Here is a 12,433-nt window from a genome sequence, read left to right on the forward strand (position 1 = left end):
TTTGTATATGGATGTAACTAAAAAGGGCGACTGATAATTCAGCCGCCGATTTTTATGCTTCTTTACTCACCAGATTTCCTTCATCCATTGTCTGTAGTTTTCTTCCAGGAACTTTATGATTAAATTAAACATTCCGTAAATTTCATCACCCAGTGAGGCAAAATCCTTCTCCTTGTCGCCGATGGTCGTCATGCACACATCCATAATCAATGCGCCGTTACGATCGAAAAACAGCTTGAAGGGCTTGTAGTTCATGTTCTGGGTGTTGGCCATATAAAGAAGCTGTACATCTTTATCCTGTTTCAGAGCGTTGTTAAGAATCAAAACCCTTATCACGGTAAATGCCGAGTCATCCAATATAACCATGAGAGGAAGCTGCTGTCCCTCCACCTGAATGTGGGATTGGAAGGTCACCGTATTCTGCTCGTCATCAGGTACTTCCTCCACCTGAAATACCGTAACCTCCTTCTCCTTCAGATACTTTTTAAAAACTTTTGCCTTGGTATTCATAAATAATCTCCTTTGTGAATATTTTAAATTAGGTATTCGACAAAAATTACCGTTTATCCTGCCCCGTAAGAAATCCGCCTGTCAATTTTTTAGACCGACAAGCGGACTTTCCTGCTATTTGTACTATTCTTTTACTTACTTTAATATTGGAACTTCCTCCACCTGAAATACCGTAACCTCCTTCTCCTTCAGATACTTTTTAAAAACTTTTGCCTTGGTATTCATAAAAAACTCCTTCCCCGTAAGAAATCCGCCTGTCAATTTTTTAGACCGACAAGCGGATTCTCCTACTATTTGTACTATTCTTTTACTTACTTTAATATCAGATGAACTTTTAGAAGGTATAGGCTACACTAACGCTGCCCATTACCCCCTGCTTCTTGCCGACGAAGCAGGTGAGATTGAGGTCTACTCCCCATGGGTTGTCAGCACTCGGACGCATAAAGGTTCCGATTTCACCGCGGACTCTGCCACCGCCAATATCAGCACCACGAATGCTGAGACCGTTTACACGGCCAGTGGCCTTACCGTCCATCTCATACTCATAAGCCAGACCGCCGTAGAAGTTCCACCGGTCATTCCTCTCGGTGTACCGTGCCCCTACCCGCACCAGACTGCTAGTAACGGCATCAAGGCTGTAATCAGCACCAGCCACCGTAAAGTCTGTACCATTTCTGCGGTTGTAGAAATACTTGGCATAAACATCCAAAGAGCTGTTCTTATCCAGCTTCAGCTCCCTGCCCACACCAACATGGAAGCCGAAATAGTTAGTGTCGGTCTTGTAGCCGTAGGCATTGTTCATGCTATCCCGCAGGAGATTGTTGGCATCCTCATGTACAGTACCGGCACGGAGGCTGCCTTCCACATAGAAGCCCTTTGGTGCATACCACTTGGCCAGGAGGCCACCGCCGGTATAGCGGGTGCTGCCGTCACCAGGCTGAGTAGCATCATTGAAGGTAGTGTAGTTGCCGTTTCCATACTCGAAGAAGGCACCATACTCAAAGGAGGACTGCTTCTTCACGTTCTTGTGGCCCACTGCCAGAATTGCATTCCAGGTACTTACATCAATATGGCTGCCGGTTTCCTGGGTCAGCTTGCCGCCACCCAGCTTGGCAAAGGAAGCCACGCCGTCAGTGCCGGTATTAACAGGCAATGCCAGCCCGTCAGTAGCTGCGCCGATGTAGTCATTACCAACATTGAGAACCGTCATGGTAGCCTCTGCACCCATCAGAACGTTATGGGTCTGCTCAGTGGCCCTTACGTCCTTTACGTTGTAAACCACATTGCCCTTTTCATCAAGGGCCACCTTACCAGTACCCTCTACTGCTATACCAATGGTAAAGTCGGAATCCTCATTGACCTTGGTTGCCTTGTTGGTCACTGTGGTCTGATCAAGAAGGGTCATGGTATCATCCTTGGCCACTACCTTGACCCCGGTGAAGGTCACCTTGTTGGCGCTTACAGTGGTATTTGACAGGTCGCTGGCAGTACCATCAGTAATGGTAACCGCAGACTTGCTCTTGCTCCAAGGAACCACGGAGAAGTCCATGGCCTCAAAGTTGGAGATATTCTTTACCAGCTGGTCGCCGCCGGTCCATGGGGTATTGTTATAACCAATATTCAGGGTATTGCCGTTGTACTGCAGATTGCCGCCGAAGATACCGGTATTGGAAACATCTGCGGTACCAAAGAGATTAACTGTATTGTTCTGGGTAGTGCCGCTTACGCTGTAGCCACCATATACGCCGCCATCAATGGTAACGCCCAGGGTTGCAGAAGCAATGGTATTACCCTTTACGGTGCCACCGCCAAGATTTACGGTGTTGTTGTTGGCTGTGGAGGTTCCGCCATAGCCGCCAATAACGCTGCCATTTACCGTACCACCGGTCAAGGTTACCGTATTGCCAGTAGCCGTGGTGGTAGCAAAGCCGCCGATAACGTGCTCAGTTACGTCACCCTTCAAGAGGGAAACGCTGTTGTTTAATGCCTCGTCACAGCCACCGCCGATAATACCAAGAACAGTACCTTCATGGAAGTATACCAGGTCATTGGAGGAGCGGATCTTGCTCTTGCCGCCGTATACATAGTCATCAATGGCTGCTTTCTTTACGGTAACAATATTGCCATCAGCAGTGCCATTCTCACTGTAGCCGCCATAAACCGCACCCTTCACTGCCACATTGCCGTCAAGGGTTACATTATTGGAGGCTGCCGCACTGGTACCGTCGGTCTTGCCGCCGTATACGCTGCCGCCTACACTGCCGCCGGATACAGTTGCCTCATTGGTGGAAACAGCTCCTTCCTTGCTGTAGCCACCCATTACGCTGCCACCAACATTGCTGTTGGTAACATTAACAGTATTCTGTACAGAAGTACCGCTTTCACTCTGGCCGCCGACCACGGAACCGCCTACAGTACTTCCATCAACAGTTGCCTTGTTTTCAGAAGAATTACCGCTGCTGGTCTTGCCGCCAATTACATCCTTTTCTACCTTGCTGCCGCCAGTTACAGTGGCTTCGTTCTTGTCGGTGCTGCCGCTGGTACTCTGACCACCGACTACATTACCGCCAACCTCACTGCCACCTTCTACAGTGGTCTTGTTTTCGGAGGAAGTGCCGCTGTTGGTCTTGCCACCGGTAACATCACCAGTAACCTTGCTCTTGCCACTGACCTTGGTTTCGTTCTTGCCGGTATTGCCGCTTTCACTCTGACCGCCAGTAACATTACCGCCTACAGTACTTCCATCAACAGTTGCCTTGTTTTCATTGGAAGTGCCCTTGCCCTCGTTCTGGCCGCCGATTACATCCTTCTCTACCTTGCTGCCGCCAGTTACAGTGGTTTCATTCTGGTTGGTATCGCCATTCTTGCTATGGCCACCAACTACGTTGCCGCCTATCTCGCTGCCGCCGGATACAGTAGTCTTGTTTTCGTTGGAAGTGCCGTCACCGTTGGACTTACCACCGGTAACATCACCGCCCACCTTGCTGCCTTCAGTAACGGTGGTTTCGTTCTTGTTGGCATTGCCCTGTTCACTTCTTCCGCCGTTGACATTGCCGCCAACCTCACTGCCTTCCACTTCGGCCTCGTTGCCGGTGCAGTCACCGTTGCCGCCGGAACGGCCGCCAGTTACGTTACCGCCAATCTTGCTGCCGTTCTTGATGTCAACCTTGTTTTCTTCGGTATTGCCGTCGCCATCAGTCTTGCCGCCGTTTACATCGCCGCCGACTTCAGTGCCATCCAACGTGGTCTCATTGCCCTTGGAGCCGCCGCTGCCACCGGAGTGGCCACCGTTCACATCGCCGCCGATCTTACTGCCAGTCAGGATCACGTGGTTTTCTTCGGTATTGCCGCTGCCACCAGTCTTGCCGCCGTTCACATCACCATCCACTGTGCTGTCTTCCATCGTGGTCGTGTTGCCCTTGGAGCCGCCATGGCCACCGAGGGTTTCACCACCGGTTACGGTGCCGTGGATTGTACCTCTCTTGATAATGACCTCGTTTTCCTCGGTGTTGCCGGTATCGCTCTGGCCACCGTTGGCATCACCGTCTATTTCACTGTCTTCCACATCCAGCTTGTTATTGTCGGCATCGCCGTTCTCACTGGTACCACCGTTGGCATCACCGCCGGTGCCGTCATCGTTCTTCTGGATATGGGAATTTTTAACCTTGGTTTCATTATCCTTGGCCTCGCCGTCACCTTCGGCCTTGCCGCCCGGAACATCGCCCTTATGAGGATTTTCGCCGTCTATTGTGGTCTCAACCTTCACGGCCTCCACAGGTGCCACCTGCTCATCAACGCCGCGGTCAACCACATACATCAGGCTCTGCGTAGCACTGTCCCAATAAGCATGGCCCTTGCCGGTCTTGCCGTTGTCCAGGGTAAAGATGCCCGCACGGGTCTTGTTGACGCTGTCACCAAAGTTAGATACCAATTTCATGGTATCACCCTTGTTGAGAGCGCTTACCCCTGTAAAGAATACATTTTCTGCATTTACAAAGGCATCACTGTAAGCGATTTCTGTATTTGGACGGGCATAGGTGCTGTTCCAGCCCAGCTTGCCAACGTTAAGGTCAGAGGCCTTGTTGGAGGATACTGTGTAGAGTACATTGCCACCAGTGGCAGACACATTGCCCGTCACTGCCCCCTTGACGATCAGACCCGGATTGGCTGTGTAGGTGTAGTTCAGCTTGCCAGTATCCTGGGCACCAATATTATTCAAAGTATTATTGGCCTTCACCAGTGTCATGGAATCATTGGCAGCTGCCGTCTTTTTCTGGTCATCGGTCATGGTTACACCAAAGCCGGATTTATCCAGAGTCTTTACATTGGAGAAGTTGTACATGGCCTCGTGCTTATCCATCAGCACGTCACCCTTGTTATAGGTGACCTTACCCAGCCCGATAGTGTCTATGTAGGCCGCTCCTATGCTATACTGGAGAGCCGTACCGTCACTGTTGGCCTGAACGCCCTTGGCCTGCTTGCCTGAAATGGTGATGTTATTCTCTGTTTCGCTGTAAGTACCGCTTGGCTGATACTTAATGCTTTCATCAATTTTGGCACCAGTAAAGAAGCCTGTATCTGTAGATTTCAGGATATTATAATCGCCTACAGCCGTAGGAGTCGTAAAGCCGCTGCCCGTAACAGCAATGCCGCTGCGAGTCTTTGTCCAGCTTTCATGCACTTCTGTATCAACTGTGGTACCATCCCACTTGGAAATATCCACGCTGTCCAGAGTCTTAGTGTCCAGCGTATATTTAACTCCATTATTTATTGTAGTTACATTACCAGTCAAAGTACCAGAGAGATTTGCTACATTATTAATGCCATAGCTTACCTTCTGGCTGACCGGGGAACCCTTTACAGCAAGGTCAGCTGCAAGATTTGTGGCTCCACTCAGCAACTCCATGCTATCATTGTGCTTGATGGTATTGACCTTATCTCCATCAAAAGTAAACGTCAACTTCGATGCGTCCACGCCATTGTTTCCGACATTATTGAATGTATAGCCTGTGCCTGTCATTACCCGGCCAGTGCCCCAGTTCATATCGCCAAGGGTAATGGTATCTACGGCCATGGACTCGGCATAATATTTCAGGGTTGCACCGCTGTCTTCCGCCTTAACGCCGCCAGTTTTGCTGCCAGCCAGAGTTACGCCATTTTGGGTATCGTCAGTAATCCGCTCACCGCTTTTGTAAGCCTTGGACCCGGATACGGTGCCGAAAGTGTTTGCCCCCAAGTTGTTAAAGAGGATTTTATTTTCCGCCTGGGAAGCAAAATTCCCTGTCTCCACCGCTATGTTGGTGCCTGTCCAGCTGGTAGGAAGGTTCATAGTTTGTGTACCCGTCCAACCATTAAGATTCATGCTGCTAATGGTACCGCCAGTAATGGTATATTTTACATTTGTGCCGTTAGCTGTATTTTCCAACGATACATTACCAGTAGTACCAGTGCCCTTATAGACAATATTATTGTCGGTAAACTCAGCAGCTACCTTGGCATTGTTTGGCGGGGTTATCCCCACTGTACCAGAAAGATTGTTGGCACCAGTAATAAGATTAGTAGACGCATCAGGTGCTGTTGCTGTGCCTTTAAAGGTCAGACCAGAGGCATCGATATTTGTTACCCCTGCAAAGTCATAGGCTGTGGTGGCTGCCCGCGGGGTCCCCCATTCCATCTGCCCCAAGGAAACAGTATTCACATCAAATTTTTCAGCATAATAAGTCAGCTTTTTGCCGCTGTCCTCGGCCTTTACACCGCCAGCTCTGTTGCCGGCCAGAGTTACGCCATTAACTTCGTTGTTAAAGGTGCCAGTAGAATCATAAGCTCTAGCACCTGTAACCGTGCCAAAAAAGTTTTCCGTGGTGGTGGTGAAAATGTCCACTTTATCGGATGGGGTAACTGTGAAGTTTCCGGTGTCAACGGTAACGCCACCCGTGGTTGGCTTCGTCCAGCCCGTGGGCAGCGTTCCCGCCGTGCCGATCCAGCCATTGAGGTTGATGCTGTTCAGCGTCGTGCCTGTTGCGGTATAGTCCAGCGTATTTGCAGTGCGTGTCACACTGCCGTTGAGCGTCGCATTGAGCGTCGCGTCGTTGTCCGCAGCTGTTGAAAAATCCTGCGAATGACTGGTGCTGCTCCCCGCCGTCAGTCCCGTGGCGTTTGAAAGGAGCGTCATATTGCCAGTGACGGCAGCGGGATTGCTGAATGTCAGGCCCGTGGCGGTGATGGACGTGCCCGAGCTGAAATTGTAGCCGGACCCCGACCGCGCCGCGGCGCTCGTGTTCCATGCAATCGTGCCGAGAGAGATACCCGACACTTGCTTCGTCTCGGCCTCATAGGTCAGGTTCTTGCCGCTGTTCGTCGCTTTTACGCCGCTGTAAACTCCGCCGGAGAAGGTCACGCCGGTCGTCCCGGTTTCGCCGGGCAGGTCGCCGGTCTTGCCGTACTTCCGATTCCCTGTGATATAGGCGTCTTTGAAAAAGTTTGCCGTGCTTGTCGTCAGAATATCCTTCGTCGTGCTCGGCACGGTGAAGTTATTTGCCGTAATGGAATTATTGGTTAGGGAAGACGTCCAGCCAGTAGGGACAGCACTTGTTGTGCCGTCCCAGTTCGACAAATCAACTGCCGTAAGGTTATTTGTGATAACGTAATTGACGTTATATCGGTCAGGATACTTAATGTCATGAGTACCGCTATGGGTCAGCACCAAGGACTTATTCTGATCACTAGGGTTAGTATAATATTGCGCATTAGTGAAAGAGGTAACATTATATGTACCATTACCAGAAGGAATAGTTGCATAAGTATCAGTACCAGTTTTGATTTTAAAATTCTCCCCCATAGTAGTCGTAGATTTGAGAAGCGTCATGGTACCAGCAATATCTCTGTAACTCTTCAATGTGCTTGCCCCAGTAGTAAGATCTAGGTAGCCAATATCGATTTCTTGAGCAGTAAGTATCGCTGGAGCAGAAGTTGTATTAGGCTTAAATTTAAAATCATCCTTTATGACAAACTTCTGAAAGGCTCCAACTGTTAAACCAACAATATTATTTTGGGCATCGCCAGCCAGGTATAGTACATTATCACCACTTGTACCCGTAGCCTTCCGTACATCACCTGCCACTCCGCCCATAACAGATTTCGTTATGTTTGCAGATCCCTTAAAGGTTACACTGTTGCCACCCACATCACCTGAGGAATTAGCAGCTTTGCCGGCAATAACTTCTCCACTTATTATTACTTTCCCAGTCGTTGAATTGGTTCCCTCGATAATAACACTGTTGCCAGAGGCAGAACCAACATTGCTATATTGAGACAAGCCACCATAGACATTATTAATACCTACATTACCAGGGGTTTTAATTGTAATCGTATTACCCGTGGCAGCACCTTGATATGAGTAGCCACCACCGATATTAGTACTTGCAGAAAAACCTCCTCCATCTACCAATACCTGGTTATTTGAAGCAGTATAAGACGCTTGGGAATAAGCACCCCATACCTCTTTTAAATTTCCACCTTCATGGCTTACCGTTAGGCCCGAAAAATTTCCCGTACCAACAGCACCAACAATAATTCTGTCAGCGTATTTATTTATATTATTATCATTCGTAAGTTTAAAAGTAAATTTATCTCCATTAGAAGCACTTGTGATGTACATAAAGTTAGGAGACGTGGTTCCTACATTTGTGGAAACATGTACGGTGGTCTCACCATTATCTATAATGGAAGCATCTGATGCCTCAGCCACAGGCCCATAGAGGCACCCTCCGCCCAAGATCAATGCCGTCAATATAAGACGGGTCAATTCTTTTTTGCTTTTCTTGTTTTTCATATTACTCCCCTCCCTGGGCTATCTACGCCAAAACATAAAAAGCCTCCCCTCAGGCCGCCGGCAAGCCGCAAAGACTCACCAGCCTCCTGAGAGAAGGCTTATTTACATAGTTATGTACTTGTTGATAAGTGTCTACTGGAGCTGAACAGTTACCCCCCCCCGCGAGGACAGACTTAGGCACAAAAAAATCGCCCTGCACGTTGGTTGTAAATAAACTCTGCGCTTTCATGCCCTGTCACTCCTTTCGGGGAAATTTTAAAATACACTTATTTTTGTACATCTTCGACATTGAAAACAAAAATCCTGCAAAGTTAATAACTATTATGCCTAATTATCGGAATAACGGCGGATTTTCTTAAAAAAGCTCCCAGCCGTAGCCGGGAGTCATTTGAAATCCAAATATTAAATTAGGGCATTTTTCTTGCCAATCTCTTTTACCTGTTCAACAGACAGCTTTGTGACACGGGATATCATGTCTACTGATAATTTCTCTTTAAACATACCAATAACAGTTTCATTTGCCATCTGTTCCCTGCCCTCAGCCAGTCCAAGGGCCATGCCTTTTTCTATACCACGTCTTTCAACGCCTTCGCTTAAATTACACATTTCCGTTACACCCCTTTCAAGTCCCGGTGTTATTCTTATGGAAAATTCCTCTGCCAGTTTGTTTTTCTTTTCCTGCTGATTAAGGCTATTGTCAACCAACACAAGATTTAACAGCCTCAAAAGGCCCTCCAGCTCGGTATACTGTTTTTGCCCCAGACAAATCATCACCACTGACAACAAATCATAATGGGATTCTTTGGCCTTCGCTTTGCCAATAATATTTTCTTCTATTATAGCATCTTCCGTCGCTTATCCGCATTATCCATATTTCTCTCCTCAACTTTATGCCTTTAAATCTCTAATTATATTAATATAATATCATATATCACTTTATAAATCCATATAATATTAAGCTATTTATTAATATTATATATATTACTTTCAGCTTGGTAATATGGAATTTAATGTAAAAATATAAAAGCTCCCAGCCATAGCCGGGAGTCATAAAAATATTAAATATCATGTCTACTGATAATTTATAACATACAAACGTGTAGATTTTACCCAAGAACCTTTGCCACCCTGTTCTGTACCTCCTGGGCATTCCAAAACGGCTTTTTCCAAAATTCCACGGCACCCAATTCCATGGCCCTTTTCTCCAGATGCACCTGGGCGCTCATTACTATCACCGGAATATCCTTAAGTGTGTCATCAGCCTTGATGTATTCCAGTAAATCCAAGCCTGTCTTTTCAGGATCCGGGAATATCAAATCAAGAATAATCAGGTCAAAGGAACCCCCATGGGTATGGAGCTTCTCAACGGCATCGTCCCAGTTATACGCATTTACCAGCTCATAGGCCTCCAAAATTCGTGACAATAACATCTGATTGACTTCAGCGTCATCAACAATGAGAATCTTCTTTTTTGCCTGGTCCCCCATAATACCGCCACCTATCTATATATTTAATCCATATTAACAAAATCCGATTGGGAACACCCAACCTTGGAAATTCCCTTTACACTATATAATCATAATATCACAATGAATATAGCAGCACAATAATAACTATTAACAAAAATTCACATGCAATTTTAATGGAATTATAATAATCTTTTAGGAAGGAATAAGACCCCAAAACTCGAATATAATGATATATATATTATTTTTATATTCCCCTTGAAAGGAGGATTTCCTATGTTTCGCTTTTTAAACCCTCTTCTAAGCGGGATACTGCTCCTGCTGGTGGTTCTCTGCCCATTGACAGCCCAGGCCGAAAAGGTAAACTGGGAGGACAAAGCCTATGATTTTTCCAAGATAAAAATTGCTATTGTCTATGATGTGGAAATAGTTGATAATTCCGAGCTGCCCAGTGAGCTGACGGAAAAGGTGGTACAGGAGGAATATTGGAAAACCGCCTCAAAGCCTCCTTACAAGCTTATCCGCCCGGATGATAATTCAGTGCTTTATCCCCAGGACATGGCTGACATTTATGTAAAGGCGCAAGTATTAAAATGGCACGATGACTTTTACATTAAGCCGGCCTACACTGACTGGGAGACCCGCTCCTCCACCAGAAAGGTGAAGCGGTCCGATGGCAGCTGGTATGATGAGACATATTATTACACCGTGCCCGTATATCATCCTGAGCAGACCATCTACACCTCCACTGTACGGGTTAAGTTCGATGTGTATGACAACAAGACCAACAAGCTGATTATGTCCAGGGACGAGTTGAGAGAACGTGACGATTCCCGTCAGGGGCAGGTAGGTATATTTGGCCGTATAAGCAAGTCATTCTTTGATGATCTGGGCAAAAAAATAAAAAAATAAGTATGAAAGCAAGAACGTAAGTAAGAAGCAGGAGGAATTTTATGAAGAAAGTGTTACAGCTGGTCAACAACGATTTTGAGGACCTGGAATTGTGGTGCCCTGTTATGAGACTCCGTGAAGAAGGGGTACAGGTGGATCTTGTGGCTGAAAAGCCGGGCCTGTACCACGGAAAATACGGGGTTCCCTGTGAAGTGGAAATGTCCTTTAACGACGTGGAAGCAAAGGATTATGACGGCATTCTGGTTCCCGGTGGCTGGGCTCCCGACAAGCTGAGAAGGTTCCCAAAGGTTCTGGAGCTGGTGGCTGAAATGGACAAAAGTGGCAAGCTCATAGGGCAGATTTGTCACGCTGGCTGGGTTCTGGCCTCCGCCAAGGTTTTACAGGGCAGAAGGGTTACCAGTACCCCGGGTATCAAGGACGATATGACCAATGCAGGAGCCACATGGCTTGACCAGCCATGCGTAGTGGACAAGAATATAGTTTCTGCCAGAAGACCCCCGGATATTCCTGAATATATGAAGTCTCTTGTCGAGGTACTTAACAAACAGAAATAGGCTTTAATTTCAACCTTTATTTTTAAGGCACTTTGCAGCTTCGCAAAGTGCCTTCATTTATTTCATTAGCTTCCTTTGTGATGATTGCTTATATTATTTGGGACTATTTGGGGATTTTTAAATTTGGATATGGAAAATTGTATTTATTTAGGTTATAATGTATCTGAGGTAAAGTCTGAATTTTTGTACAATTAGCAAAAATTTCTATAACTTGTTTCTTTACCAGGGGTAAAAAGCAGGAAATACAAGGAGGTGTTTTCTATGCTGGAAGCGATTGGGCGCGTTGGCACAAGCTCAAGGCAACGCAATTATCAGTTGGTTGCCCAGTACCGTGCCAATTTAGGACGGAACCTGATGCCCTCAAATACATCACAGATACACCATTCCGCGAAAAAGAATGAAACTGCTCGTTTTGGTGGAATGAACTCCGGTGATGCTATTGAAACTGCCAGCATCAGGTCCAAACTGAATATGGGGGAGAGGTTATCCTCTATGGAGATGGATCATCTGAAGGGCAAGGAACCAACCTTGCATCGTCAGGCCCAGAGTGTGGAAGAGGCCAGAACCAGCTTTGAAAAGGAGCTGACGGACTGCACCACCAAGCAGGAGGCCAGAAATGCACTTATGACGGCCCTCAACAAGGATGCGGACAGCATTGCCAAGTCTTCTGCCGCCAAGGACTCTGATGACCATCAGATAATTGATGAACAGGCTGCGGAAGCCAGTGCCGTTCAACAGATGGTGACCAGCCTTATGACTCAGATCAAGGCCAGTCTTGGTGCCAGCACCAAAGCCGGCAAGACCGCTGAAATCGCTGAGTCCGCCGAGGCTATCAAGGCAGATGTGGCCACGGCCTCAGAGAATTCAATGCCTCTGCCACCGTTGAAGGACACCAGCTCCGGGGCTCATGACCAGGATATTTTACAGACATTCCTTTTTAAGATTCGTGCTCTGCAGAACGCCTGGGACAAATACGTTCATACCCAGGACTACAAGGCAATGCCGGAGGGTGGCTCCGTCCTGGACGCCCAAAGGAAGGCCGATGGAGTGGTAATGGACATGATCAAGCGTTATAGTCCTTATAAAATTCAGGCACAGATGGCTACTGCCTCCAATGTGGATATTGCACAGTAGTTTATCGTGATTATCAAATCATTCTT

General features: G+C 47.2%; 7 protein-coding genes. 3 read left to right on the forward strand and 4 right to left on the reverse strand.

Annotation, left to right across the window (positions count from 1 at the left end; all coding sequences use genetic code 11):
• Nucleotides 1-66: 66 nt before the first annotated feature.
• The 4 genes from T525_RS0106300 to T525_RS0106330 form a co-directional block, all read right to left on the reverse strand.
• On the reverse strand, nt 67-510 hold the full coding sequence (locus tag T525_RS0106300) for a hypothetical protein (RefSeq protein ID WP_027406511.1): 444 nt from the start codon (nt 508-510) through the stop codon (nt 67-69).
• 334 nt (nt 511-844) lie between these two features.
• Nucleotides 845-8,341: a hypothetical protein gene (locus T525_RS0106310; protein ID WP_027406512.1), complete on the reverse strand. Its 7,497-nt coding sequence runs from the start codon at nt 8,339-8,341 to the stop codon at nt 845-847.
• Between the two features lie 402 nt (nt 8,342-8,743).
• Entirely contained in the window at nt 8,744-9,067 is a 324-nt protein-coding gene (locus tag T525_RS14495; RefSeq protein WP_051533455.1) for a hypothetical protein, read from the reverse strand.
• 380 nt (nt 9,068-9,447) lie between these two features.
• Nucleotides 9,448-9,828 (reverse strand): PleD family two-component system response regulator, encoded by a 381-nt coding sequence (locus tag T525_RS0106330; RefSeq protein ID WP_027406516.1) that lies wholly within the window; start codon nt 9,826-9,828, stop codon nt 9,448-9,450.
• A 255-nt stretch (nt 9,829-10,083) separates the two neighbouring features.
• Here T525_RS0106330 and T525_RS0106335 point away from each other — a divergent pair, with 255 nt between their 5' ends.
• The 3 genes from T525_RS0106335 (at nt 10,084) to T525_RS0106345 (ending at nt 12,407) form a co-directional block, all read left to right on the forward strand.
• Nucleotides 10,084-10,719 carry a hypothetical protein gene (locus T525_RS0106335; protein WP_027406517.1) on the forward strand — a complete coding sequence of 212 codons (636 nt, stop codon included), beginning with the start codon at nt 10,084-10,086 and terminating at the stop codon, nt 10,717-10,719.
• A 41-nt stretch (nt 10,720-10,760) separates the two neighbouring features.
• Complete coding sequence (locus T525_RS0106340) at nt 10,761-11,273, forward strand: type 1 glutamine amidotransferase domain-containing protein (protein ID WP_027406518.1); 513 nt, start codon at nt 10,761-10,763, stop codon at nt 11,271-11,273.
• 261 nt (nt 11,274-11,534) lie between these two features.
• Nucleotides 11,535-12,407: a hypothetical protein gene (locus T525_RS0106345; RefSeq protein WP_027406519.1), complete on the forward strand. Its 873-nt coding sequence runs from the start codon at nt 11,535-11,537 to the stop codon at nt 12,405-12,407.
• The last annotated feature ends 26 nt before the right edge of the window (nt 12,408-12,433 follow it).

The sequence above is a fragment of the Anaerovibrio sp. RM50 genome (genome assembly GCF_000622005.1).
Taxonomy (GTDB): Bacteria; Bacillota; Negativicutes; order Selenomonadales; family Selenomonadaceae; genus Anaerovibrio.

What these genes read in the sequence shown, in the direction of transcription:
- T525_RS0106300 (WP_027406511.1), bottom strand. Translation starts at nt 510, where the DNA reads ATGAATACCAAGGCAAAAGTTTTTAAAAAGTATCTGAAGGAGAAGGAG.
- T525_RS0106310 (WP_027406512.1), bottom strand. Translation starts at nt 8,341, where the DNA reads ATGAAAAACAAGAAAAGCAAAAAAGAATTGACCCGTCTTATATTGACG.
- T525_RS0106330 (WP_027406516.1), bottom strand. Translation starts at nt 9,828, where the DNA reads ATGGGGGACCAGGCAAAAAAGAAGATTCTCATTGTTGATGACGCTGAA.
- T525_RS0106335 (WP_027406517.1), top strand. Translation starts at nt 10,084, where the DNA reads ATGTTTCGCTTTTTAAACCCTCTTCTAAGCGGGATACTGCTCCTGCTG.
- T525_RS0106340 (WP_027406518.1), top strand. Translation starts at nt 10,761, where the DNA reads ATGAAGAAAGTGTTACAGCTGGTCAACAACGATTTTGAGGACCTGGAA.
- T525_RS0106345 (WP_027406519.1), top strand. Translation starts at nt 11,535, where the DNA reads ATGCTGGAAGCGATTGGGCGCGTTGGCACAAGCTCAAGGCAACGCAAT.